This window comes from Microbispora hainanensis, assembly GCF_036186745.1.
Taxonomy (GTDB): domain Bacteria; phylum Actinomycetota; class Actinomycetes; order Streptosporangiales; family Streptosporangiaceae; genus Microbispora.
Window position 1 is genome coordinate 207758 of record NZ_CP108086.1, and the last position, 25392, is coordinate 233149.

The following is a 25392-nucleotide window of genomic DNA, read 5'->3' on the forward strand; positions in this document are numbered from 1 at the left end:
GCAACGAAAAAGCCGGCCGATGTCCGCCATCAGAACATAAGAAGGCGGGAGGTTGTCAAGTCACGAAATCGTGACGAGCGGAAATTCCGCTTACTGGTTGACGCGCTCACCTCGGTTGCCTATTTTTGGGGAAACCGGTTGCATGAAACCGGTTACAGCGAGATGCGATAGCGTTTGGTCCGTGGCAACGATCAGAGAGCTTGCGCGCCTGTGCGGCGTGTCTCCCGCGACCGTCTCCCGCGTGTTCAACAACCCCGAGGTGGTGAACGCGAAGACCAGGGAGCAGGTGCTGCGGACGGCCCGCCAAATCGGCTATCTACCCAACGAGTCCGCCCGCACCCTGGCCACCAAGAAATCCTTCATGGTGGGCCTGGTGTGGGACACCGACCACCGCCGGCCCGGCTGGCGGCATCCGTTCTTCCAGGAAATCCTCATCGGCCTGAAGACGGCGCTCAGCGGGCGCGGATATCACCTTCTCATGCTCGCCACCAGCGGCGACATGGGCGGGGAGCGGACGGAGGACGCCTACGTGCGCGCCGTGCGCAGGCACAACCTCGACGGCGTCGTGATGATCGACAGCGGCACCTGGGATCCCTCCCTGCGGCGGCTGTCCGAATCGGGCGTCCCCTGCGTCAGCCTCGACCGTCCCGTCGAGGGGTCCCGCGCCACCTATGTGACCTCGGACAACGCGGGCGGCGCCCGCCTGGCCGTACGGCACCTGCACGAGCAGGGACGGCGGGCCATCGCCACGATCACCGGCCCGGCGCACACGCGGCCGGGCGCCGAGCGGCTGCGGGGCTACCAGGAGGAGCTGTCCCGGCTGGGGTTGCCGCAGCGGCCCGATTTCGTCGTGGAGGGTGACTTCTACCTGTCGGGCGGCCACGCCGCGATGCGCCGCCTGCTTGAGGCGGACGAGCGGCCCGACGCCGTGTTCGTCGCGGGCGACGAGATGGCCGTCGGCGCGCTGCGCGCGATCGGCGAGGCCGGCCTGAAGGTGCCCGAGGACATCGCCCTGGTCGGGTTCGACGACATCGAGGTGGCCGCGCTCGTGCCGCCGGGCCTGACGACGATCGCCCAGGACAAGGCCGGGTTCGGCACGGCCGCCGCGGAGGCGGTGGTCTCCATGATCAACGGCGCGGAGACCCCGCCGCCCCGGATCCTGCCGACGACGCTCGTCGTCCGCGGCTCCAGCACGCCCCCGCTCTGACGGAGGCCCAAGAGCTCACCGGCGGCGAAGCCGGGCGTCCTGCAGCGCGGGCGGCGTGGCGGCGTAGTTGTCCTCGGGATTGAGGTCCACTCCCGGCGGCACGATGGCGTCGATGCGGTCGAGGATGTCGTCGGTCAGGTCCACGTCGGCGCCGGGCAGGAGCCCGTCGAGCTGGTCGGCGGTGCGCGGCCCGATCAGCACGGACGTGACGGCCGGGTGCGAGCGGGCGAAGGCGATCGCGAGCTGCGGCAGCGTCAGCCCGGCCTCGTCGGCCAGAGCGGCGAGCTCGGCGAGCGCGGCGGTCTTGAGCTTGCCGGTCGGCGTCGTCGGGTCGTAGTGCGAGGGCCGCGACGAGGCCCGGTGGCCGGTCGTGAGGTCGGCCCGGCCGGAGAGCCAGCCGCCGTTGAGAGGGCTGAAGGTGAGGACGCCGAGCCCGTGGCGCTGGGCGGTCGGGAACACCGCGCCCTCCGGCCTGCGGGTGAACACCGAGTACATGGACTGCTCGGTCAGGAACCGGTGGCTCCCCGTGCGCTGCGCCGCCCACTGCGCCTCCACGACCAGCTCCGCCGGGAACATGGAGGAGCCGAACGCCCGGATCTTCCCGGCGCGGACGAGGTCGGTCAGGGCCGACAGCGTCTCGGCGACGTCCGTCTCGTGGTCGGGGCGGTGCATCTGGTAGAGGTCGATGTGATCGACGTCCAGGCGGCGCAGGCTGTCCTCGACCGCACGGAAGATCCACCGCCGGGAACCGCCCCGCCGGTTGGGGTCCTCCCCCATCGGCAGCCCGAACTTCGTGGCGATGACGAGGTCGTCGCGGCGGCCCTTGATCGCCTTGGCGACGATCTCCTCGCACTCGCCCTGGGAGTAGACGTCGGCGGTGTCGATGACGTTGACGCCGGCGTCGAGCGCGCGGTGGATGACGCGGACCGCGTCGTCGTGGTCGCGGTTGCCCATGGCCCCGAACATCATCGCGCCGAGGGAGAGCTCGCTGACGGACATCCCGGTGGCGCCGAGAGTTCTGCGCTTCATGTCGTGTGTGCCTTCCGGATTCGCAGGGCTGCTGACCTGCTCATCCCACCAAGCCGGCCCGCCGTGGCGTGAGCCCGATCCTGGCGCCGCCTTGCACGATCCTGTCAATCTCGCGGCTCGGCCCGGGTGGTTGACTGGCGCGCATGGACCTCCTTGACGAGATGCGCCGGCTGATCACGCGCCTCACCCCCGGTGGCCTGCAGCGGGGGATCGCGGACGGCGTGACCATCGCGTCCCTCGACCGGCCCACGTCGCCGATCGCCACGTTCTCCTCGCCGTCCCTCGCGATCGTCGCGCAGGGCGTCAAACGCACGGTGCTCAACGGGGTCCCGTACGACTACCGCGCCGGGCAGTACCTCGTCGTGTCGGTCGACCTCCCGGTTATCGGCCAGGCCCTGGAGGCCGCCCCGGACAGGCCGTTCGTCGTCTTCAGCATGTCCTTGCGCCCCTCGGACATCGCGCCGCTCCTGCTGGAGACGGGCGCGGCCGGCAGGCCCCCGGCGTTCACCGGCATGGCGGTGAGCGAGGCCACTCCGGAGCTGCTGGACCCTGTCGTACGTCTGCTGCGCATCACGGACCGGCCCGGCGACCTGCGCGTGCTCGCGCCCGGATATCGCCGCGAGATCCTCTGGTGGCTGATCAACGGCGACCAGGGCGCGCTCGTGCGGCAGATCGGCCTCGTCGACGGCAATCTCGCGCACATCTCCCGGGGAATCCGCTGGATCCGCGAGCACTACCGGGAGCAGTTCTCCGTCACGGACCTGGCGGCGCTGTGCGGCATGAGCCCGTCGTCCTTTCACCGGCACTTCCGCGCGGCGACGTCGATGACACCGGTCCAGTTCCAGAAGCAGATCCGTCTCCAGGCGGCCCGCACCCTGCTCATGACCCGCTCGGGAAACGTGGCGGAGATCGGCTATTTCGTCGGTTACGAGAGCGCGTCGCAGTTCAGCAGGGACTATCGCAAGGTGTTCGGGGCCTCCCCCGGCCGGGACGCCGCGCGGCTGAGCGCCATGGCGCCGGACGCCCCGAGGCTGCCGGAGCTGATGGACGAGCCCGCCTGATCCGGCCACCGGTACGTCGTACGACACAAAGGGCGTATCTCGCGTACGAGCCGAGCGGCGAGGAACCGAAGAGCGTCGGGGACTGGTTCCCCCCGCCGCTGCTCGACCGAAGCCCGGACAAGGGGGCGATGCGCCGCGCTCCCGATGGTTGTATAAGCTTCCTATGTAATTTTGCTTCCGTCCGGAGGAACTCCTGTGTCCGACACCCCGAGCGCCGACACCCCTGAGGACCATCAGGCGGTCGCGGCCGTCCTGGACGACCTCGCGGTGCTCGCCATACGGCGGCTGTCCACGCAGAGCGATCTCAGCCTCACGGCGACCATGACCCTGTCGCACCTGGACCGCTACGGCCCGGAGCGGCTGAGCGTCCTGGCCGCCCGCCAGTCCGTCACCCAGCCGTCGATGACCCAGCTCGTGCAGCGCCTTGAGCGTGAGGGCCTGGTGCGCAGGACGGCCGACGACCTCGACGGCCGCGCGGTGCGGGTCAGCGTGACCGACGCCGGCCGGGCGCTGCTGGCCGAGCGGCGCCGCCGGCGCAGAGAGCGGCTCGCCGAGATGCTCGGCACGCTGTCCCCCGGCGAGCTGCGCGAGCTGACGCGGGTCGCCGGCGAGTTCCTCCCCCTGCTCCGGCGCCTGCTTGAGAGCACCGCCGACGAGTAGGGATCAGGGCGCTCCCCTCGCTATCTCCCAGGAGGTCCGGTGAGCTCTGCTCATGCCCCCGTCTCCAACCCCTTCAAGCAGCCGAAGGCGGTCTGGGCCGTCGCCTTCGCCTGCGTGATCTCCTTCATGGGGATCGGGCTGGTGGACCCGATCCTGCCCGCACTCAGCGTGAAGCTGCACGCCACGCCCGCCCAGGTGTCGCTGCTGTTCACGAGCTACCTGGTCGTCACCGCCGTGGCGATGCTGGTCACCGGATGGGTCTCCAGCCGCATCGGCGCCAAGCGCACCCTCATCGTGGGCCTCGCCCTGATCGTGGTGTTCGCCGCCCTCGCCGGGACGTCCGGCAGCATCGGCGGCATCGTCGGTTTCCGCGCCGGCTGGGGCCTCGGCAACGCCCTGTTCATCGCCACCTCGCTCGCCGTCATCGTCGCGTCGAGCAGCGGCGGCTTCGCCGGGGCGATCATCCTGTACGAGACCGCGCTCGGCGTCGGCATCGCGGTCGGGCCCCTGCTGGGCGGCGTGCTCGGCGGCATCAGCTGGCGCGGCCCGTTCTACGGCGTCGCGGTCCTGATGGGGATCGCGCTGATCGCCACCGTCACCCTGGTGCGACCCACGCCCACGCCGGCGAAGAAGACGAGCGTCGCGGCCCCGATCAAGGCGCTGCGCCACCGCGGCCTGCTCGTCCTGGGCCTGACCGCGCTCCTCTACAACTGGGGCTTCTTCACCCTGCTGGGCTACGCCCCCTATCCGATGGAGCTGAACGAGCACCAGCTCGGCCTCGTCTTCACCGGCTGGGGCATCCTCGTCGCGGTCTTCTCGGTCTTCGCCGCCCCGCGGCTGCAGGCCCGCTTCGGCATCGCCCGCACGCTGTACGCCAACCTCATCCTGTTCAGCCTCGACATCCTGGTGATGGCGGTGTTCACCGGCAACCGGGTCGTCGTGATCTGCGGCGTGATCGTCGCCGGGATCTTCATCGGCGTCAACAACACGGTCACCACCCAGGCGGTCATGACCATCTCGCCCGTGGAGCGGCCCGTCGCCTCCGCGGCCTACGGGTTCATCCGCTTCATCGGCGGCGGCCTCGCACCCTTCGTCGCGGGCAAGCTCGCCGAGTATTTCGACAGCCAGCACGCGCCGTTCTACATGGGGGCGACGGCCGTGCTCCTCAGCGTGGTCGTCCTCGCCACCGCGCACCGGCAGCTCGGCGAGGCCGAGCGCGCCCAGGCGGCCGAGGCGGCCGCCGCCGCACCGGCCGCCGCGCGGCGGGAGGAACTGGAGGAAGCGGCCCTGGCCGAGGACCTCGGCTCGGCCACCTGATCGAGACGCCGGGGGCCGGGCGCGGCGGCCCCCGGCCCTGCCCTGCGGCTCGCCGCCCCGGAATCGGCGGCACGTTCCGGGGTTCTGGGGGCCGGGTCAGATCCGCGTGACCAGGTCGGGAGTGAGCGCGGCGGCCCCAGGGCAGCCGGAAAGCGCCAGCGTGAGGTCGGTCTCCGCCAGCACGCAACGGATCACGTGCTCCACTCCCGCCTGCCCGTCCAGGCCCAGCCCGTACGCGTACGGGCGGCCGAGCAGCACGGTCCGCGCGCCGAGGGCGAGCGCCTTGACGACGTCGTCGCCGGTGCGGATGCCGCCGTCGAACAGCACGGTGAGTCGGTCGGCCACGGCGTCGGCGACGGCAGGCAGGGCGTCGGCCGCCCCGATCGAGCCGTTGACCTGGCGTCCCCCGTGGTTGGAGACGACGACGCCGTCCATGCCCGCGTCGGCCGCCAGACGGGCGTCGTCGGGGTGCAGCACACCCTTCAGCACGATCGGGCCGTCCCAGTGCTCGCGCAGCAGCGCGAGGTCCGGCCAGGTCTTGCCCGGGTCGCCGAACATCCCCACGAAGTGCAGGACGGCGGCGTTCGGGTCCTCGTGCACCGGCCGGGCGAGCCCGGCCTGGAACGCCGGGTCGGTGAAGTAGTTGGCGGTGCCGACGCCGCGCAGGAACGGCAGGTAGGCCTGGTCGAGGTCGCGGGGCCGCCAGGCCAGCAGCGGCGTGTCGAGGGTGACGACCAGCACGGTGAACCCCGCCGCCTTGGCCCGGGCGAGGAAGCTGAGGGTGACCTCGCGGTCCTTGCCCCAATAGAGCTGGAACCACCGCTCGCCGTCGCCCATGGCCGCCGCGACGTCCTCCATCGGCGTGCTGGAGGCCGACGACAGGACGAAGGGCACGCCCGTCGCGGCGGCCGCGCGGGCGGCGGCCCGCTCGGCCTCCGGATGCATGATCGACAGCACGCCGATCGGCGCGAGCGCCAGCGGCGCGGGCAGCCTCCTGCCCAGCACTGTCACCGACAGGTCGCGTTCACGCACGTCGCGGAGCATCCGCGGCACGATCCGCCAGCGGTCGAGCGCCTCGCGGTTGGCGCGCTCGGTGCGCCCGCTGCCCGCGCTGCCGGCGACGTAGCCGAACGGGCCGGGCCCGAGCCGCCGCTCGGCCATCTCCTCCAGCCGGGTCAGGTCGGTCGGCAGCCGGGGCACGGCGCCGGTCATGCCGTTGAGGTAGATCTCGTACTGGAAGTCCGCCCAGCTCATCGCGTTCGCCCTCGCTCCGCTTCCGTCCGGCCGTCGCCCCGGCGGCTTCCGGCGAACACATTATCGGGAACCGGTCAGCGGGCCCCGTGCACCAGGTGGGGGTCAGAGCGCACCAGCGCTGATCGCCGATAAGCGTGTCCGCTGAGTGGGAGCAGCGCCGCCGGGCGGGTTCGGCTCCTGGCCGGGGACGGCGATCAGCGGGGGCCGGGGGCGCGGCGGAAGAGGAAGGGCCGGCTCTCCCGGCCCGGCACGACGAACCAGCACTCGCCGGTGCCCTCGCTCGCCAGCAGCGAGAAGAACGCGTCGACGACCGTCTCGACGTCGAGGATGGGGAACTTCAGCTCGTCGAGCAGCTCCTTGATGTCGCCGCTCAGGATCCCGGTGTCCGCGAACGACGGGCACAGCCCCTGCACCCGGATGCCGAGGGGTTCGAGCTGCGGGCCGAGCGAGCGGACGAGCCCGACGACCGCGTGCTTGTTGGCCGCGTAGACGGGGTCCTGCGGAATGCCCACGATCCCCGCCATGCTGGCGGTCGCCACGATCACGCCCCCGGCCCGCATCGCCGGCAGCGCGGCGTGCACGCCGAAGACGACGCCGTCGAGGTTGATCCCCATCACGCGCCGGTAGCGGTCGAGATCGAAGTCCTCGCCGAGCCCGCAGCCCGAGGCGACGCCCGCGTTGAGGAAGGCGAGGTCGAGCCCGCCGTGCCGCTCGACCGCGAGCGCCACCGCGGCCTGGTTGTCCTCAAGCCGCGACACGTCGGTCCGCACGAACGCGGCGCCGATCTCCTCGGCGGTGCGCGCCCCGGCCTCGGCGTCGACGTCCGCCAGCACCACGTGCGCGCCGTACGCCGCGAGGCGGCGGGCCACACCCGCGCCGATGCCGCTCGCGCCCCCGGTGACGAGCGCGACCTTGCCGGAGATGTCGTCGGTGTTCACAGCGGAAGTCCTCCCGTGGCGGCCCTGGTCGTGCCGGTGGCCCGATAGGCGTCGATGGTGCGTTCGGCGATGCGCATCTGGTGGATCTCGTCGGCGCCGTCCGCGAACCGCGCCCATCGGGCGTGCTGGAACATGTGCGCCAGCGGGGTGTCGGTCGAGTAGCCGAGCGCGCCGTGGACCTGGACGGCCCGGTCGACGATCCGGTTGAGGCTGTTCGCCACGAAGTGCTTGGCCATCGAGACCTCCGTACGGAAGTCCTCGCCCTTGTCGATCTTCGAGGCGGCGTGCAGGACCATGAGCTTGCACTGGTAGAGCTCCATGGCCGAGTCGGCGATCATCCACTGCACGCCCTGCTTGTCGGCGAGCAGCGACCCGTGGCTGAACCTGTCGAGCGCCCTGCCCACCATCATGTCAAGGGCCGTCTCCGCCTGTGATATCCAGCGCATGCAGTGCGCCAGCCGGGCCGGGCCGAGACGATACTGGCCCAGCCGGTGGCCGTTGCCCCGCCCGCCGAGCACGGCGGAGCCGGGCACGCGCAGGTCGGTGATGACGATCTCGCTGTGGCCGGTCGAGCCGTGCATGGTCTCGATCTCGCGTACGTCGTTCCAGCCGTCGGCCGGCAGGTCCACGAGGAAGGCGGTGTTGGCGCCCCGCGCGCCCTCCGGCAGGTCGAACTCGGTCTTGGCGATCAGGATGGCGAAGCTCGCCCTCCGTGCGTTGGAGATGAACCACTTGTGCCCGCTGATCACCCATTCGTCGCCGTCCTGCACGGCGCTCGTACGGATGAGCGTGGGATCGGAGCCGGCCACCTCGGGCTCGGTCATCGCGAAGCACGACATCTTCACGCCGTCGAGCAGCGGCCGCAGGTAGCGCTCCTTCTGCTCGTCGGTGCCCCAGTGGAGGAGCGTGTGCATGTTGCCCTCGTCGGGGGCCGCGCAGTTGAGCACCCATGGTCCGAGCCTGGTCTTGGCCGCCTCGGCCTGCACCATGGCCAGCTCGACGTGGCCGAGGCCCATGCCGCCCCACTCCTTGGGCATGTGCGGCAGCCAGAGCCCCTCCTCCTTGGCCCGGCGGCGCAGGCCGAAGATCGTGCGCAGGTATTCGTCCCGGGTGAGCGCCTTCTCCTCGGAGTCCTCGAACGGTTTGACCGCCGGGATCACCGTCTCCTGGATGAACGCCCGCACCCGCGCGCGTATCTCCTCGTGCTCGGGGGCGAGCGTGAAGTCGATGGCCATGGCCCTCCCTCGGGCACGATAATGCGGCTGGATCACGAAATAATGCGATCGCCTGAAATACCGTATCCTTCAGCCGTAGGAGCGACAAGGCACGAGCGACAAGGGAGGCGTGATGCCGGCGGAGACCACGGTCCGGAGGCTCGTGGACGCCGCCGAGCGCCTGTTCGCCGAGCGCGGCATCGACGCGGTCTCGCTGCGCGAGATCAACGCCGCCGCCGGGCAGCGCAACTCCACCGCGCTGCAGTATCACTTCGGCGACCGCGCCGGGCTGCTGAAGGCGGTGCTCGCCAAGCACCGGCCCGAGATCGAGGCGCGGCGCCACCAGCTCCTGGACGAGTACGAGGCACGCGGCCCGCTGCCGCCGGGCGAGGCGCTGCGCACGCTCGCCGCCGCGCTCGTCCGCCCGGCCGCCGCCAAGCTGGCCGACCCCGACGGCGGGCGCGACTACCTGCGCGTGATGGAGCAGCTCGTGCACCGCGTGCCGCCCAGCCTCCCCGAGGACGGCGGCGGCAGCATCGGCCGCTGGCGGGAGCTCGTCGCCCCCCTGCTGCCCGAGGCCGCCGTACGCCTGCACCAGCGCTTCATGGCGATCCGCATGACGTACGTCGAGCTGGCCCGGCGCGCGGGCGGTCCCCCTGCCCGGGACGACCGGCTGTTCACCAGCCATCTGATCGACGTGGTCGCGGCGGTCCTCGCCAGCGAAGTCTCCGGCGAGACCGCCCGGCTCCTCGCCGAACGCGAGCAGCGCTCCTGAGACCGGCCCGGGTGTCGTCGCCGTACTTTTGCCCTGTCCGGGGAATTCGCTGCCGAAGCGCGGCGGCATCGGGGGCACACACTCGGTAGGACGACCGCCGCGCGGCGGTGTCATCGGGCATCAGGGAATCCCGCGGCGGACCTGATTCCGCGTCCCTTCCGCGGGTCGCACGGACGCTCTCCGTGCGCATCGACCGCACCCGCTCACGCCATACGCGATCGGCCAAAGGGTGATCATGCCGAGTCACGCATCGCGAACAGCACGGACCGAGAACGGCTCGCGGATCTCGTTAAGGCGGTCGCACGGACGGCTGCACCACGTCTTCGAGGCGCGGTGCGACCTGACGCCGGGGGCGACTGCGCTGGAGTGCGGGCCGGTGCGGCTGACCTACGCCGCGCTGGACGCCCGGGCGAACCGGCTGGCGCACCTGCTGCGGGGCATGGGGATCGGCTGCGGATCCCGCGTCGCGATCCTGCTGCCGAGGTCGGTGCACACCTACGTGGCGCTGCTCGCGGTCGGCAAGGCGGGCGCGGCGTTCGTGCCGATCGACCCGCAGTCGCCGCCGGACCGGGTCGGCTACATCCTCGACGACGCCGGCGTCGACCTCGTGCTCACCACGGCCGGCCGGTCGCCCGCCGCCGTCGCGCCGGGGCGCCGCGTGCTCGACCTCGACGCATCCGCCGCTCTCGCCGCCGCCGCGCCGGCCACCCGCCCGCTCGACGGCGCGCCCGGCGACGACCCGGTCGCGTACGTCATGTACACCTCCGGGTCGAGCGGCCGGCCGAAGGGCGTCGAGGTGGCGCAGTCGAGCATCACCAACTTCCTCGACGTCGTGCCCGGCCTGTACGGCGTGCGCCCGGACGACCGCGTCTACCAGGGCATGACGATCTCCTTCGACTTCTCCATCGAGGAGATCTGGCCGACGTGGTCGGCCGGGGCCACGCTCGTCGCGGGCCCGGCGGGCTTACCCCAGTTCGGCGCGGAGCTCGCGGACTTCCTGGACCACAGCGAGATCACGATGCTCTACTGCGTGCCGACGCTGCTCGCGACGATCCCCCGCGACCTGCCGCGCCTGCGCACGGTGCTCGTCGGGGGCGAGCCCTGCCCGCCCCGCCTGGTGGAGCGGTGGAGCCGGCCGGGCCGCCGGATCCTCAACACGTACGGGCCCACCGAGGCGACCGTCACCGCGACCTGCGCCGAGCTGCTGCCGGGACGGCCGGTCACCATCGGCAGGCCGCTGCCGACCTACTCCGTGGTGCTGCTGGACGAGCGGCGCGAGCCGGTGCCGGACGGCGAGATCGGCGAGATCTGCATCGGCGGGCCCGGCGTCGCCCGCGGCTACGTCGGCCGCCCCGACCTGACCGCCGACCGCTTCATCGAGCATCCGCTGGCCTCCCCCGGTGGCAGGCTGTACCGCACCGGCGACCTCGGCCGGGTGACCGCGACCGGGGACATCGAATATCTGGGCCGCGCCGACGCCGAGGTGAAGATCCGGGGACATCGGGTGGACCTCGGCGAGATCGAGAACGTGCTGCTGGAGGACCCCGGTGTCGCCGAGGCCGTGGCCGCCCTCATGCCCGTGCCCGGCGCCTCCGCCGAGGAGCTCGCCGCCTACGTCGTGCCCGCGGCGAGCGACGGCGACCCGGCCCTCGCCGGGCGGCTCCACGACCGGCTGCGCCGCAGGCTTCCGGCCTACATGGTGCCCTCGTTCCTCGACGTCATGACCGCGCTGCCGGCCATGCCGAGCGGCAAGGTGGACCGCCGGAGGCTGCCCCCGCCGACCGGCCGCCGCCTCGTGGGCTCCGGGCCGGTGACGCCCGCCGAGGGCGAGCTGGAGACGCGCCTGCGCGCGGTGTGGGCCGAGGCGTTCGGCGTCGCCCCCGAGACGCTGTCGGTCGAGGCGGACTTCTTCACCGACCTCGGCGGTCACTCCCTGCTGGCGGCACGTGTGGTGTCGCTGCTGCGCGCCGGCGAGATCGGCGCGGGCCTCGCCGTACGCGACCTCTACGCCAACCCCACCGTGCGCCGCCTCGCCGCGCATCTGGGCTCCCGTACGGGCGGGCCGGAGCCGGCCGCCCCGCCCCGCCCGGCTCCCCTGCGGCACACCGGACGCCGGATCGCGCTGGCCGGGGCCGCGCAGGGCGCGGTCGTCTACGCGCTGCTGCTCGTGATCACACTGCCGCTGTCCGTCACGTTGTACGGGTGGGCCAACCCCCGCCCGGCCCCCGGCGTCCCGATGACGGACGAGGGGTGGCTGCTGCTGCCCGGTCAGGGCGCCGAGCTGCTCTCCTCGCTGGCGATGGCCGCGCTGACCGCGTACGTCTGCGTGCACTGGCTGCTGCCGGTGCTGCTCGCCCGGCCGCTCACGGCCGGCGTGCGGCCCGGCCGATATCCGCTGTGGGGCGTCACCTACGTGCGGTTGTGGGCGCTGCACCTGCTGCTGTCGGTCTCCCCGCTGCCGCTGCTGAGCGGCTCCCCGATGATGGGGCCCTACCTGCGGCTGCTCGGCGCGCGGGTCGGGCCCGGCGCCGCCGTCGCGACGGCCGACGTCAACCTCCCGGCGCTGCTGCGGATCGGCGCGGGCGCCTCGGTGGGATATCGCTCCTCCCTGCACGCGTGGGTGGTGGTGGACGGATGGGTGGTCGTCGCCCCCGTGGAGATCGGCCCGCACGCGTTCGTGGGGAACGGCGCAGTGCTCGGGCCGGGCACGCGGGTCGGCGTCCACGCCGGGCTCGGCGACCAGTCCGCGCTGACGCAGGGCGAGACGGTGCCGGACGGAGCGCGGTGGGCCGGGTCGCCGCCGAGCCCCGTGGAGTCGCTCGGGCCCGTGGTGGAGACGATGCTGGGCGCCCCCGCCCCGCCGGGTTGGAAGGCGCGTCACGTGGCCGCGGCGGTGGCCGGCCTCTGCTGCCTTGAGGCGGTCGCGGTGGCCTCGATCGTGCCGAGCGTCCTGCTCGTCTGGGCGGCCGTGGCCACCTGGGGCATCGCGGCCGGCCCGGCCGCCGTCCTGGTGGCGGGCCCGCTGTACGTCGCCGTCGTCTGCGCGGCGGTGGCCGCGGGCAAGCGCCTGGTCCTGCGGAAGGCGCCGGCCGGCGTCCACCCGGCGCGCTCCTGGCTCGGCGTACGCAAGTGGGTGGCGGACAAGCTCCTGGAGTTCAGCCTGCGGTCGACCAACTCGCTCTACGGCACGCTCTACACCGCCCCGTGGCTGCGGCTGCTCGGCGCGCGGGTCGGCCGCCGCGCGGAGGTGTCCACGGCCGCGCAGCTCGACCCCGATCTCCTCACGCTGCGGGAGGAGAGCTTCGTCGCCGACATGGCGAGCGTGGGGGCCGCGGGCTTCGCCCGGGGCCGGGTCGCCTTCCTGCCGACCGAGGTGGGCAGGCGGGCGTTCGTCGGCAACGCCGCGGTCATCCCGGCGGGCACCCGGATGGGGCCGGGGTCGCTGGTGGGCGTGAGCACGATCCCGCCGCGCGACGGCGTGCCCGAGGGCACCTCGTGGCTCGGCTCTCCCCCGATGCACCTGCCCGTACGGCAGGACAGCGGCTCGTTCTCCGAGGAGCAGACGTTCCGGCCGCCCCGCCGGCTGGTGCTGCACCGCCTGGGCGTCGAGTTCTTCCGCGCCACGCTCCCGGCGACGCTGTTCGGCACCGCCTTCTACCTTTACCTGCTGGGCGTGCACGCGCTCGCCCGCGTCCTGCCCCTGCCCGCGGTCGTGGCCGCCTCGCCGCTCGCCGCCTGCGCGGCGGGGCTGACGGTGATCGGCTGCTGCGCCGGGCTCAAGCGGCTGCTCATCGGCGTCTACCGGCCGAGGGTGGAGCCGCTGTGGAGCACGTTCGTCCGGCGTACGGAGTTCGTCACCGGGCTGTACGAGGCCGCCGCGGTCCCGGCCGGGGTCGCGCTGCTGTCCGGCACCCCGTTCCTGCCGCCCGTGCTGCGCTGGTTCGGGGCCCGCATCGGCAGGCGCACCTGCATCGCGACGACCTACATGACCGAGTTCGACCTGGTGGAGATCGGCGACGACGTCGCGATCGGATCGGGGGTGTCCCTGCAGACCCACCTCTTCGAAGACCGGGTCATGAAGATGTCCGCCGTGACCGTGCGGTCCGGCGCGAGCATCGGCCCGCGTGCCGTCGTGCTCTACGACTCCGTGGTGGGCGAGGACGTCTCGCTCGGCGCGCTGTCGCTGCTGATGAAGGGCGAGCGGCTCACGCCGGGCACGAGCTGGCGGGGCATCCCGGCGCAGGCCGCCACCGCCTGAGAGAGGAACACCATGGGATCCACCGGCGTACGCGGGGCCCTGCGCCGCCTCTTCCGCAAGGAGAAGCCCCTTCCTCCGCGCTCCGAACGGCCGCTCGCGCTCGTCTATCGGGGCCCGGCCTCGCTTCCCGGCTGCTCGGAGGCGGTCGCCGGGCTGCTGGAGGGGAGCCGCTGGGGCTTCGACGTCCGTTACACGGGCCCGCGCGAGGAGATCCCGCTCTCGGCGGAGGCGCTGGCCGGGGCCGCCGTGTACGCCCAGCCCGGCGGGGGCGACCTCGACCGCGGCTATCGGCATCTCAAGCGGCATCGCGACCTGCTCCGCGACTTCGTCGCCCGGGGCGGCCGCTATCTCGGCTTCTGCCTCGGCGGCTATCTCGCCGGAGCCACCCCGGGGTTCGCCCTGCTGCCGGGCGACACCGACCAGTACATCGCCACGCCGGGCGCGACCGTGGATGACGAGGAGGACACGCTCGTCGACGTGCGGTGGCGCGGCCGGGACAGGACCGTGTTCTTCCAGGACGGCCCCTGCTTCCTGCTCGAACCGGGCAGCCGGGCCAGCGTCCTCGCCACCTATCCCAACGGCGCCGTCGCCGCTCTCGTCACACCGTACGGCGCGGGCCGGGTCGCCGTGGTCGGCCCGCATCCGGAGGCCACCGACGACTGGTTCACCGACGCCGGTCTGCCGGTGCGGCACGCGCAGGATCTCGGCCTCGACCTCGTGGACGCGGTCATGGCCGGGTGACTGCCGTGACGCATGTACCCAATGAGAATATTCGCCATTTAAGTGACAAATATGGACGAATTACCGCTTTTACCTAAAAATCCCCATGATGGGGGAATGGTGCGTAGCTTGGCCGCCCTCGCCGTGGGCCTCACCCTGATCGCCGCTTCGGCCGCTCCCAACGCTCCCGCCGCCGCGGGGCCGGTCACCTTCCTCCCCGGATCGGAGGGAATGGGCGACCCCTACTATCCCCTCCAGGGCAACGGCGGCTACGACGTCGGACACTACGACCTGCGCCTGCGGTTCGACCCTGACGACCACTCGGTGGACGCCACCACGACCATCACCGCGACCGCCGTACAGAACCTGTCGCGGTTCAATCTCGACTTCTCCGGGCCGCAGATCAGCGGCGTGCTGGTGAACGGCGCCCAGGCGTCCTACCACCGCGACGGCCAGGAGCTGGTCATCACCCCGCCGAACGGCCTGCTGTCGGGGAGCACCTTCACGGTCGCGGTCTCCTACGCCGGCGCCCCGAAGGCGGTCTCGGACGCGACCGGCGAGCAGGGATGGCTCAGGACCGAGGACGGCGTGTACGTGGCGTCCCAGCCGGACGGCGCGCGCAGCTGGTTCCCGGCCAACGACAGCCCGGCGGACAAGGCCACCTTCTCCTTCCGGATCTCCGCGCCCGAGGATCTCGCCGTGCTGGCCAACGGCGAGCACACGGGCACGGACAGCGCGGACGACGACGGCTACCGCACCGTGCACTGGGAGATGAAGCAGCCGATGGCGCCCTATCTCGCCACGCTCGCGATCGGGCACTTCGTGGTGAACGAGGGCACGGTCGGCGGCATGCCCAACGTGACCGCCTACGACCCGTCGCTCGCGGACGAGTCGAAGGACCTGCACGACTTCACGGCGAAGGCGGTCGCGTGGGAGACCGGCCTGTTCGGCCCCTACCCGTTCTCCTCCACGGGCGGCATCGCCGACGGCGACGGCTCGGTGACCGCGCTGGAGACGCAGGGCAGGCCCGTCTACAGCGGCGGCCCGTCCGACGACCTGGAGATCGTGCACGAGCTGGCGCACCAGTGGTTCGGCGACAGCGTCGGCGTGCGGAGCTGGCGCGACATCTGGCTCAACGAGGGCTTCGCGACGTACGCCGAATGGCTCTACCAGGAGCAGCACGGCGGGCCGTCCGCCAAGGAGATCTTCGACGAGCACTACCGGAAGACCGGCGGCTTCTGGCACCTCAAGACCGGCGATCCCGGCCAGGCGCACATGTTCGACGAGAACGCGGTGTACCTCCGGGGCGCCATGACCGTCCAGGCCCTGCGTACGAAGATCGGCGACAAGGTGTTCTTCCCGCTGCTGAAGACCTGGGCGCAGCAGAACAGGCACGGCACGGCCACCACGGCCGACTTCGTCTCCCTCGCCGAGAAGCTCAGCGGGCAGAACCTCCGCCCGTTCTTCGACGCATGGCTCTACCAGGCCGCCAAGCCCCGCGTCTGATCCCGGCGCGATCTTCGCTGCCGGGCCCCGGGCGCACGAAACGGGAGGTTTGCCCTGGTGGTGAATGGGGAGGGAGGACAGCGCCCACGCACCCCGCGTGACCACAAGACGCGAGGGGCGCGACAGGGAAGGGGCGAGGTGAGCGGGCTGCCGACCATCAAGAGCCCGGACGAGCCGACCAAGCTCGTGGAGCACCGGCCCGGTCTGCATCTGCGCTACTCCAAGGACCCCGACGCCGACGCCGGCAGGCCGAGCGTCGGCATGGGCCGCGGCCCCGACCACGAGCCGCTCGGTCGACCGGGCCGAGCCGGTCGCGTGGCTCGACGACTCGATGGCCGAGCAGGCGCGCGAGCACTACGACAAGATGTTCGACGCAGGCCGTGACTCCACCGGCCGAGCAGAACATGCACGCCACCGATGTATCCCGACGCCGTGATCGACACCGACACGTCGCCTGCGGGGGCGCTCCGCGGAGATCGCCTGCTCGGTAGCCTTGCAGGGCGGTGAACCCGCCGCGTCCACGCCCGCGGTCACGGTGGCCGATACGTTCTTAGTGCTTAATATGCTTTTTCTCCTGTTATGACGGTGATCGCGAGGGTGGACCATGGTCGAGAGGACAGGCACCACGAAGCGGACGCGATCAGCGCGCGCGACCGGCGGTGACTCCGAACGGGATCTGCGGCAGCTCCTGGCCGGCCTCACCGCCGTACGGGACGGCGACTTCGGCACCCGGCTTCCCGAGGACGGAGACGACGGCCTGCTGACGGAGATCGCGACCGTCTTCAACGGGATGGTCGACCAGCTCTCCCTGTTCACCTCCGAGGTGACGCGCGTGGCGCGGGAGGTGGGCACCGAGGGACAGCTCGGCGGTCAGGCCGAGGTGCCGGCGGTGTCCGGCACCTGGAAGGACCTGACCGACTCGGTGAACGCGATGGCGGGCAACCTCACCAGCCAGGTGCGTTCCATCGCCGAGGTCACCACCGCCGTCGCCAAGGGCGACCTCTCCCAGAAGATCACCGTCGACGCCCAGGGCGAGATCCTCGAACTCAAGAACACCGTCAACACCATGGTCGACCAGCTCTCCTCCTTCGCCGACGAGGTCACCCGCGTCGCCCGCGAAGTCGGCACCGAAGGACAACTGGGCGGCCAGGCCGACGTCAAAGGCGTCTCCGGCACCTGGCGCGACCTCACCGACTCCGTCAACTTCATGGCGGGCAACCTCACCAGCCAGGTGCGTTCCATCGCCCAGGTGACCACGGCCGTGGCGCGCGGCGACCTCTCCCAGAAGATCACCGTCGACGCCCGCGGCGAGATCCTCGAACTCAAGAACACCGTCAACACCATGGTCGACCAGCTCTCCTCCTTCGCCGACGAGGTCACCCGCGTCGCCCGCGAAGTCGGCACCGAAGGCCAGCTCGGCGGCCAGGCCCGCGTGCCCAACGTCGCCGGCACCTGGAAAGACCTCACCGACAACGTCAACTCCATGGCCGACAACCTCACCAACCAGGTGCGCTCCATCGCCCAGGTGACCACGGCCGTCGCCAAGGGCGACCTGTCGCAGAAGATCCGCGTCGACGCCCGGGGCGAGATCCTGGAGCTGAAGGAGACCATCAACACGATGGTCGACCAGCTCTCCTCCTTCGCCGACGAGGTCACCCGCGTCGCCCGCGAAGTCGGCACCGAGGGAGGGCTGGGCGGCCAGGCCACCGTACGCGGCGTGTCGGGCACCTGGAAGGACCTCACCGACTCCGTCAACGTGATGGCGTCCAACCTCACCAGCCAGGTGCGTTCGATCGCCCAGGTCGCCACGGCGGTCGCCAAGGGCGACCTCTCCCAGAAGATCACCGTCGAGGCCAAGGGCGAGGTCGCCGCGCTCGCCCAGACCATCAACACCATGGTCGACACCCTCAGCGCGTTCGCCGACGAGGTCACCCGCGTCGCCCGCGAAGTCGGCACCGAAGGCCAGCTCGGCGGCCAGGCCCGCGTGCCCAACGTCGCCGGCACCTGGAAAGACCTCACCGACAACGTCAACTCCATGGCCGACAACCTCACCAACCAGGTGCGCTCCATCGCCCAGGTGACCACGGCCGTCGCAGAGGGCGACCTCACCAGGAAGATCGACGTCGTCGCCCGCGGCGAGATCCTCGCGCTGAAGACGACCATCAACACGATGGTCGACCAGCTGTCGTCGTTCGCCGCCGAGGTCACCCGCGTGGCCCGCGAGGTGGGCAGCGAGGGCAGGCTGGGCGGCCAGGCCGAGGTCGAGGGCGTGTCGGGCACCTGGAAGCGGCTGACCGAGAACGTCAACGAGCTGGCCGGCAACCTCACCCGCCAGGTGCGTGCCATCGCCGAGGTGACCAGCGCGGTCACCTCCGGCGACCTGACCCGGTCGATCACCGTGGACGCCGAGGGCGAGCTGGCCGACCTCAAGGACAACGTCAACTCCATGGTGGAGTCGCTGCGCGAGTCGACCAGGGCCAACCAGGAGCAGGACTGGCTCAAGACCAACCTCGCCCGCCTCTCCGGGCTGATGCAGGGCCACCGCGACCTGTCGGCGGTCGCCGAGCTGGTCATGAACGAGCTGGCCCCGCTGGTCAACGCGCAGCACGGCACGTTCCTGCTGGCCGAGGAGACCACGGCCGGCGCGGAGCTGCGGGTGGTCGGCTGCTACGGCCACCGCGACACCACGCGCCGCTTCGCGTTCGGCGAGTCGCTGGTCGGGCAGGCCGCGCAGGCCAGGCGGACGATCCTGGTGGAGGACATCCCGCCGGGCTATCTGACCGTGTCGTCCAGTCTCGGCCAGGCCGGGCCGGTCAACCTCATCGTGCTGCCGATCGTGGTCGAAGACCAGGTGCTCGGCGTGATCGAGCTGGCCAGCCTGGGGCGCTTCGCCGGCATCCACCGGGCCTTCCTCGAACAGCTCGTCGAGACGATCGGCGTCAACGTCAACACGATCGTGGCCAACGCCCGCACCGACGCGCTGCTGGCCGAGTCGCAGCGTCTCGCCACCGAGCTCCAGGTGCGGCAGGAGGAGCTTCAGCGTTCGAACGCCGAGCTGGAGGAGAAGGCGGAACTGCTGGCCCAGCAGAACCGCGACATCGAGACCAAGAACAGCGAGATCGAGCAGGCCCGCCAGGAGCTGGAGGACCGGGCCCAGCAGCTCGCGCTCGCGTCCAAATACAAGAGCGAGTTCCTCGCCAACATGAGCCACGAGCTGCGCACCCCGCTCAACTCGCTGCTCATCCTGGCGCAGCTCCTCTCCCAGAACCCCACCCGCAACCTCACGGCCAAGCAGGTGGAATATGCCAACGTCATCCACTCGGCCGGCACCGACCTGCTCCAGCTCATCAACGACATCCTCGACCTGTCCAAGATCGAGGCCGGCAAGATGGACGTCACGCCCGAGCCGGTCAGCCTGCGTCAGCTCCTCGACTACGTGGACGCCAACTTCCGCCCGCTGACCAGCCAGAAGGGGCTGCGGTTCGAGATGACCGTGGCCTCCGACGTGCCGGCCCGGCTGCTCACCGACGAGCAGCGGCTGCGGCAGGTGCTGCGCAACCTGCTGTCGAACGCGGTCAAGTTCACCGAGTCGGGCTCGGTGGAGCTGCGCATCGAACGGGCGGCAGGCGTGGACCTGCCGGGCGTCGCCGGCCAGGAGATCCTGGCCTTCCACGTGATGGACACCGGCATCGGCATCGCCGCGGAGAACCTCTCGCAGATCTTCGACGCGTTCCAGCAGGCCGACGGCACCACCAGCCGCAAGTACGGCGGCACCGGCCTCGGCCTGTCGATCAGCCGGGAGATCGCGACCCTGCTCGGCGGCGAGATCCGCGCGACCAGCACGCCGGACGAGGGCAGCACGTTCACGCTCTATCTTCCGCTGGCCCACTTCGGCGGCGCGCGCAGGGAGCAACCCGCCACGCGGGCGGAGGGAGTGCCGCTGTTCGCCCCGCACTCCACCACCGCACACTCCAGCGCCGCGTACTCCGCCGCCGGGCACTCCGCCGCCGGGCACTCCGCCGATGGAGGTTCCGCCGTCACGCACGACGCGCCCGCGGCGGCCCGGACCCCGTACGGCACGAACGGCAAGGGCGGACGGGACGGCAGGAACGGCAGGGCGAGGCGCCACCTGCTGGTCGTCGAGGCCAAGCCCGGAGGCCTGCTGTCCATGCTGGCCCAGAGGGTCGCGGCCGACCTGCACGACATCCACGGACCGGTGCGGGTGTCGACCGCGGGCGACGCCCGGTCGGCGCTGTCGATGCTGCGGCAGGAGAGCGTCCACTGTGTGGTGCTCGACCTCGGCCTGCCGCACGACACCACGGCCGACCTCCTCAAGGGGCTCGACGCCGATCCCGCGCTGCGCGCGCTGCCGGTGCTCGCGCATCACTCGCGTACGCTGTCGCGCCGGCAGGAGGACCTGCTGCAGGTGCGTTCCCGCAACCAGCCGCTGGAGCGCCTCCCCAGCCTCGACGAGCTGCGCGAACGGATCACCCTGCACCTGTCCGCCGATGAGCCCGGCAGCGTCCTGCCGCTCGTGCAGCCGCCCTCGGAGGAGGGGGCGCGGGAGCCCGGAAAACTCGACACCGCGCTCGTGGGCCGCAAGGTGCTGGTCGTGGACGACGACGTGCGCAACGTCTTCGCGCTCACCACGATCCTCGAACTGCACGGCATGGAGGTGCTGTACGCGGAGAACGGCCGCAAGGGCATCGAGATGCTGACGCGCAACGACGACGTCGACCTGGTGCTGATGGACATCATGATGCCGGAGATGGACGGCTACGCCGCCACCGCGGCCATCCGGTCGATGCCGCGCTTCGCCCAGCTCCCGATCATCGTGGTCACCGCCAAGGCCATGCACGGCGACCGGGAGAAGACGCTGTCATCGGGCGCGAGCGACTACGTCACCAAGCCGGTGGACGCCGATGAGCTCATCGTCTGCATGCGGCGCTGGCTGGAGCTGCCCGGCGACGGCGACCAGTAGGCGCGGCGGCTCCAAGCCGACGGGCCTCAAAGCTGACGGGCTCAGAGCTGACGGGCTCAGAGCTGACGCGCAGGAGCCGAGGCGACGCGACGGCACAGAGCTGACGAGCTCAGCGCCGACGGGCTCAGGACCGACGGGTTCAGGACTGACGGGCTCAGCGCTGACGGGCTCAGAGCTGACGGGCTCAGGACCGACGGGCTCAGCGCTGACGCGCCGGGGCGGCCCTACGGCCCCGCAGCCGCGCCGCCCGGCTCAGGTCCTCAAGCACAGCCTGGGCGGCCCGTCGTCCGGAGACCAGCGCGCCCTGCTGGGAACCGGTGTCCCGGTGGTCGCCGCAGACGTAGCGCCGGACGCCCCGCCCCACCACCTCCGTACGCACAGGGCGGCGCAGCGGCATCGGGGGCGGCATGGCGGACAGGGCCGCCTCGATCGCGTAGGTCGCGATGTGCTCCCACGACGAGGTGTCACCGTAGATCTCGGTGAGCCGGGCGCGCACCCGGGGCTCGTCCCGGTCGCCGTGGACGCCGAGGAGCGAGGTGGCGATCAGGGCGCGGCCGTCCGCGGAATATCCGGGCGCGGCGTCGGTGATCACGATCGTGTCGGTGACGATCCCCTCGACGTCCACGACCAGCGTGGGCTCGCCGAGCGGCGAGGCGGGGGCGGCGTGGTAGAAGGTCGTGACCGCCCGCATCGCGGGCACCGGCAGGCCGGGCACCAGCCGCGCCGCGGCCGGCGGGTCCACCGCCACCACCACGGCCGCGCCGGCGATCTCGCCCCCGCCCGCGAGGGCCACGCCGTCGGCCGTCAGGGCGCTCACCGGCGTCTCCAGCGAGATCGCGTCGTCCGGCAGGCGGGCGGCGAGCTGCGCGGGGATCCGTTCCATGCCGAGGGCAGGCACGCCGATCCTGCCGCGGGCGAACGACCGCCACAGCAGATGGAAGATCCGGCCGGAGGTCTCCAGCTCCCGTTCCAGCACGATTCCGGCGAGGAGGGGCCGGAAGAGGTTCTCGACGATCTCGGGAGACGCGCCCCAGCGCCGCAGCTCGGCCAGGGTGGTGCGCCCGGCGCCGCCGCGCCGCCGTACGAGGGCGTCGGGGAGCAGCAGATCGCGGGCGGTCATCGCGGCGAGCACCGCCTTGTCGAACGGCGTGCCCACGTGGGCGAGCAGGCCGCTGAGCGCGTGCCGGGGATGCCGCCAGGGCAGCACGACCCGTTCGCGCCGGCCGTCCTTGAAGATCATCGCTCCGTTGGTGAACCGCCGCAGGTCCAGCGCGCCGATGTCGAGGACCCGGCGGGCCTCGGGATAGCTGGTGTTGAAGACCTGGTACCCACGGTCGAGCCGGAAGCCGTCCAGCCGGTCGGTGCGGATCCGGCCGCCCACGCCGTCGGACGCCTCCAGCACGCGGACCGGCACCCCCTCCTGACGCAGGTGCCAGGCGCAGGCGAGGCCCGCGAGCCCCGCGCCGACGACGATCACGGTGGCGGGCTGTGGCATGGGCGGATCTCCTCCCCGGCGGCCGCACGCGCGACGGCTCCCTTCAGTGACTTCGAACGGAAACGGCGGGGCGGATGCAGCGGCTCCGTACGGGCTCGGAACCGGGAGTGAGAGATCAGATCTGTGATCGTTCACAGGAGTCCGTAAGCCGGCGTGACTGAAAGTTTCAATGATCGGTGGTCGGCGTCGATGCGCAGGTGACACGCCCGCGGTGGCTCCGACCAGCCGCAGATCGCCAGGGCCGGATGCCTCGGATGATTGCGTTCACATCGATGAACCGGGCTGATTGACCACACCACCGGTTTCGCGTTGTGATGACGCACCCCGGCGCATCCCGTCGCACCCCACCCATCGCACCCCACCCATCGCACCCCAACCCGTCGCACGCCAGCCGCCGCACCCAGCCGCCGGGCCAGGTCCGATCCCGGAGGTCCCGCATCGGAGAACCCCGATCACTCCCCTGCTTCCAGCGCCCTCACGGCTGAACACCGCCGGACACCGCTGAACACCGGCTCAGCACCGCCGGACACCGCCGGACACCGGCCCAGCACCGGCCGAGCACCGGCCGAGCACCGGCCGAGCACCGCTGAGCGCCGCTGGAGCACTGCGCCCCCCATCGGCACCCCCTCATGGAGTTCCAGATGACCACACGACGAAGATCTGCTCTGGTCGCCGCCGTGGCCTCGGCCGCCGCGCTCGCGGGGACCGCGGTCCTGCCGTCCCTGCCCGCCTCCGCGGCGGCGGGCTGCCGGGTGGACTACCAGGTGACCAGCCAGTGGCAGGACGGATTCGGAGCCGCCGTCACGATCACCAACCTCGGCGACGCCGTCAACGGCTGGACGCTCACCTGGTCGTACGCGGCGGGCCAGACCGTCACGCAGGCGTGGAACGCCACGGTCACCCAGAGCGGCGCGCAGTTCAGCGCCAAAGACGCCGGCTACAACGCCTCGATCCCCACCGGCGGCACGACGTCGTTCGGCTTCAACGGCTCGTGGAACAACTCGTCCAACCCCGCGCCCACGAGCTTCGCGCTCAACGGCACGACCTGCACCGGCGGGGTCACGAGCAGCCCCTCTCCGAGTCCCAGCGCCTCGCCCAGCGCTTCTCCCAGTGCTTCCCCCAGTGCGAGCCCGACGCAGTCGCCGAGCCCCTCACCAAGCCCTTCACCGAGCCCGTCCCCCAGCCCGTCCCCCAGTCCCACGAGCATCCCGGCGGGCGCGCGGCAGATGGAGGACCTCGACCGCGGCCTGATCAGCGTGCGGTCGGGCAGCGGCAACCTGGTCTCCTGGCGCCTGCTCGGCACCGAGAGCATCGGCACCGGGTTCAACGTCTATCGAGGCTCGACGAAGCTGAACTCCTCGCCGATCACCAACTCCACGAACTACTTCGACTCCGGGGCCGCCGCCGACGCCACGTACACCGTGCGGGCCGTGGTGAACGGCACGGAGCAGGCGGCGTCGGAGTCGTCGCTGCGCTTCACCGGCGGCGACTACCTGGATGTGCCGATCCAGCGGCCGTCCGGCGGCACCACACCCGACGGGGTGTCCTACACCTACAGCGCCAACGACGCGAGCGTGGGCGACCTCGACGGCGACGGACAGTACGAGTTCGTGCTGAAGTGGGACCCGTCCAACGCCAAGGACAACTCCCAGTCCGGCTACACCGGCAACGTGTTCGTCGACGCGTACAAGCTGAACGGCACCCGGCTGTGGCGCATCGACCTCGGTCGCAACATCCGCGCCGGCGCCCACTACACGCAGTTCCAGGTGTACGACTACGACGGCGACGGCCGGGCCGAGGTGGCGATGAAGACCGCCGACGGCACCAGGGACGGCACCGGCAGGGTCATCGGCAACGCGAACGCCGACTACCGCAACTCCTCCGGCTATGTGCTGTCCGGGCCCGAGTATCTGACCATGTTCAACGGCCAGACCGGCGCGGCGATGTCCACGGTGGACTACGACCCGCCGCGCGGCACGGTCTCCTCCTGGGGCGACAACTACGGCAACCGGGTCGACCGTTTCCTCGCCGCCACCGCCTATCTCGACGGCACCCGCCCGTCGCTGATCATGTCGCGCGGCTATTACACGCGTACGGTGATCGCGGCGTGGGACTTCCGCAACGGCTCGCTCACCAAGCGGTGGACGTTCGACTCCAACTCCGCAGGCAGCCAGTACACCGGCCAGGGCAACCACAACCTCGCCGTCGCCGACGTGGACGCCGACGGCAAGGACGAGATCGTCTTCGGCGCGATGGCGATCAACGACAACGGCCAGCCGCTGTGGAACACCCGCAACGGCCACGGCGACGCCATGCACGTCGGCGACCTCGACCCGTCGCGCGCCGGCCTTGAGGTGTTCAAGGTGGACGAGGACACCAGCAAGCCCGGCGCGTTCATGGCCGACGCCCGCACCGGCTCGGTCCTGTGGAGCCAGTCCTGCGGCTGTGACAACGGGCGCGGCGTCTCCGACGACATCTGGTCCGGCAGCCCGGGCGCCGAGTCGTGGTCGTCCGGCGTCAGCGGCATGTTCAACACCAGGGGGCAGAACATCGGCCGCAAGCCGGGCTCGGCGAACTTCCTCGCCTGGTGGGACGCCGACCCGGTGCGTGAGCTGCTCGACGGCACCCACATCGACAAGTACGGCACCGGCGGCGACACCCGCCTGCTGACCGCCTCCGGCGTGCACTCCAACAACGGCACCAAGTCCACCCCGTCGCTGTCGGCCGACCTGTTCGGCGACTGGCGCGAGGAGGTCGTCTGGCCGACGAGCAACGACAACGCTCTGCGGATCTACAGCACGACCGCGACGACGAACCGCCAGATCTACACGCTGATGCACGACCCGACCTACCGGGTCGCGATCGCGTGGCAGAACACCGCCTACAACCAGCCGCCGCACACGGGCTTCTTCCTCGGCGACGGCATGTCCACCCCCGCCAGACCGAACATCTATCTGAGGTGATCCGCCGACGGCGG

General features: G+C 71.6%; 15 protein-coding genes. 10 read left to right on the top strand and 5 right to left on the bottom strand.

Annotated features, from left to right (window positions below):
* The first annotated feature begins 181 nt into the window (after nucleotides 1-181).
* Entirely contained in the window at nucleotides 182-1207 is a 1026-nt protein-coding gene (locus OHB01_RS01015; RefSeq protein WP_328709411.1) for a LacI family DNA-binding transcriptional regulator, read from the top strand.
* Nucleotides 1208-1222: 15 nt separating this feature from the next.
* On the opposite strand, the gene OHB01_RS01020 is transcribed toward OHB01_RS01015, so the two are convergent.
* The gene (locus tag OHB01_RS01020) at nucleotides 1223-2236 is read right to left on the bottom strand and encodes an aldo/keto reductase (RefSeq protein WP_328709410.1); all 1014 of its coding nucleotides are present in this window, start codon (nucleotides 2234-2236) and stop codon (nucleotides 1223-1225) included.
* Between the two features lie 143 nt (nucleotides 2237-2379).
* Here OHB01_RS01020 and OHB01_RS01025 point away from each other — a divergent pair, with 143 nt between their 5' ends.
* The 3 genes from OHB01_RS01025 (at nucleotide 2380) to OHB01_RS01035 (ending at nucleotide 5274) form a co-directional block, all read left to right on the top strand.
* Nucleotides 2380-3297, top strand: coding sequence for an AraC family transcriptional regulator (locus tag OHB01_RS01025; RefSeq protein WP_142648618.1), 918 nt, complete (start codon nucleotides 2380-2382; stop codon nucleotides 3295-3297).
* Between the two features lie 195 nt (nucleotides 3298-3492).
* Nucleotides 3493-3957, top strand: a complete 465-nt coding sequence (locus tag OHB01_RS01030; protein WP_205830425.1) for a MarR family winged helix-turn-helix transcriptional regulator — start codon at nucleotides 3493-3495, stop codon at nucleotides 3955-3957.
* Between the two features lie 39 nt (nucleotides 3958-3996).
* On the top strand, nucleotides 3997-5274 hold the full coding sequence (locus tag OHB01_RS01035; protein ID WP_147944313.1) for an MFS transporter: 1278 nt from the start codon (nucleotides 3997-3999) through the stop codon (nucleotides 5272-5274).
* Between the two features lie 96 nt (nucleotides 5275-5370).
* Here OHB01_RS01035 and OHB01_RS01040 read toward each other — a convergent pair whose 3' ends face one another.
* From OHB01_RS01040 to OHB01_RS01050, 3 genes are all read right to left on the bottom strand, one after another.
* Nucleotides 5371-6528 (bottom strand): lactate 2-monooxygenase, encoded by a 1158-nt coding sequence (locus OHB01_RS01040; protein ID WP_142648616.1) that lies wholly within the window; start codon nucleotides 6526-6528, stop codon nucleotides 5371-5373.
* Nucleotides 6529-6722: 194 nt separating this feature from the next.
* Complete coding sequence (locus OHB01_RS01045; protein ID WP_185948992.1) at nucleotides 6723-7466, bottom strand: SDR family oxidoreductase; 744 nt, start codon at nucleotides 7464-7466, stop codon at nucleotides 6723-6725.
* Nucleotides 7463-8701: an acyl-CoA dehydrogenase family protein gene (locus OHB01_RS01050; RefSeq protein WP_147944315.1), complete on the bottom strand. Its 1239-nt coding sequence runs from the start codon at nucleotides 8699-8701 to the stop codon at nucleotides 7463-7465. Before OHB01_RS01050 ends, OHB01_RS01045 begins: the two co-directional genes overlap by 4 nt.
* A 112-nt stretch (nucleotides 8702-8813) precedes the next feature.
* Between OHB01_RS01050 and OHB01_RS01055 the strand changes: the two genes are divergently transcribed.
* From OHB01_RS01055 to OHB01_RS01075, 5 genes are all read left to right on the top strand, one after another.
* Nucleotides 8814-9455, top strand: coding sequence for a helix-turn-helix domain-containing protein (locus tag OHB01_RS01055; RefSeq protein WP_147944316.1), 642 nt, complete (start codon nucleotides 8814-8816; stop codon nucleotides 9453-9455).
* Between the two features lie 235 nt (nucleotides 9456-9690).
* Nucleotides 9691-13713, top strand: coding sequence for a Pls/PosA family non-ribosomal peptide synthetase (locus OHB01_RS01060; RefSeq protein WP_328854804.1), 4023 nt, complete (start codon nucleotides 9691-9693; stop codon nucleotides 13711-13713).
* A 12-nt stretch (nucleotides 13714-13725) separates the two neighbouring features.
* The gene (locus tag OHB01_RS01065) at nucleotides 13726-14454 is read left to right on the top strand and encodes a BPL-N domain-containing protein (protein ID WP_328854805.1); all 729 of its coding nucleotides are present in this window, start codon (nucleotides 13726-13728) and stop codon (nucleotides 14452-14454) included.
* 96 nt (nucleotides 14455-14550) lie between these two features.
* Complete coding sequence (locus OHB01_RS01070) at nucleotides 14551-15939, top strand: M1 family metallopeptidase (protein WP_142648610.1); 1389 nt, start codon at nucleotides 14551-14553, stop codon at nucleotides 15937-15939.
* Between the two features lie 604 nt (nucleotides 15940-16543).
* Nucleotides 16544-20920: a HAMP domain-containing protein gene (locus OHB01_RS01075; protein WP_328854806.1), complete on the top strand. Its 4377-nt coding sequence runs from the start codon at nucleotides 16544-16546 to the stop codon at nucleotides 20918-20920.
* A gap of 199 nt (nucleotides 20921-21119) precedes the next feature.
* Here OHB01_RS01075 and OHB01_RS01080 read toward each other — a convergent pair whose 3' ends face one another.
* On the bottom strand, nucleotides 21120-22415 hold the full coding sequence (locus OHB01_RS01080) for an NAD(P)/FAD-dependent oxidoreductase (RefSeq protein WP_328854807.1): 1296 nt from the start codon (nucleotides 22413-22415) through the stop codon (nucleotides 21120-21122).
* A gap of 641 nt (nucleotides 22416-23056) precedes the next feature.
* On the opposite strand from OHB01_RS01080, the gene OHB01_RS01085 reads away from it, so the two are divergent.
* Complete coding sequence (locus tag OHB01_RS01085; protein ID WP_328854808.1) at nucleotides 23057-25378, top strand: cellulose binding domain-containing protein; 2322 nt, start codon at nucleotides 23057-23059, stop codon at nucleotides 25376-25378.
* Nucleotides 25379-25392 lie beyond the last annotated feature (14 nt).

What these genes read in the sequence shown, in the direction of transcription:
- OHB01_RS01050 (WP_147944315.1), bottom strand. Translation starts at nt 8,701, where the DNA reads ATGGCCATCGACTTCACGCTCGCCCCCGAGCACGAGGAGATACGCGCG.
- OHB01_RS01085 (WP_328854808.1), top strand. Translation starts at nt 23,057, where the DNA reads ATGACCACACGACGAAGATCTGCTCTGGTCGCCGCCGTGGCCTCGGCC.
- OHB01_RS01055 (WP_147944316.1), top strand. Translation starts at nt 8,814, where the DNA reads ATGCCGGCGGAGACCACGGTCCGGAGGCTCGTGGACGCCGCCGAGCGC.
- OHB01_RS01025 (WP_142648618.1), top strand. Translation starts at nt 2,380, where the DNA reads ATGGACCTCCTTGACGAGATGCGCCGGCTGATCACGCGCCTCACCCCC.
- OHB01_RS01040 (WP_142648616.1), bottom strand. Translation starts at nt 6,528, where the DNA reads ATGAGCTGGGCGGACTTCCAGTACGAGATCTACCTCAACGGCATGACC.
- OHB01_RS01065 (WP_328854805.1), top strand. Translation starts at nt 13,726, where the DNA reads ATGGGATCCACCGGCGTACGCGGGGCCCTGCGCCGCCTCTTCCGCAAG.
- OHB01_RS01075 (WP_328854806.1), top strand. Translation starts at nt 16,544, where the DNA reads ATGGTCGAGAGGACAGGCACCACGAAGCGGACGCGATCAGCGCGCGCG.
- OHB01_RS01020 (WP_328709410.1), bottom strand. Translation starts at nt 2,236, where the DNA reads ATGAAGCGCAGAACTCTCGGCGCCACCGGGATGTCCGTCAGCGAGCTC.
- OHB01_RS01060 (WP_328854804.1), top strand. Translation starts at nt 9,691, where the DNA reads ATGCCGAGTCACGCATCGCGAACAGCACGGACCGAGAACGGCTCGCGG.
- OHB01_RS01080 (WP_328854807.1), bottom strand. Translation starts at nt 22,415, where the DNA reads ATGCCACAGCCCGCCACCGTGATCGTCGTCGGCGCGGGGCTCGCGGGC.
- OHB01_RS01070 (WP_142648610.1), top strand. Translation starts at nt 14,551, where the DNA reads ATGGTGCGTAGCTTGGCCGCCCTCGCCGTGGGCCTCACCCTGATCGCC.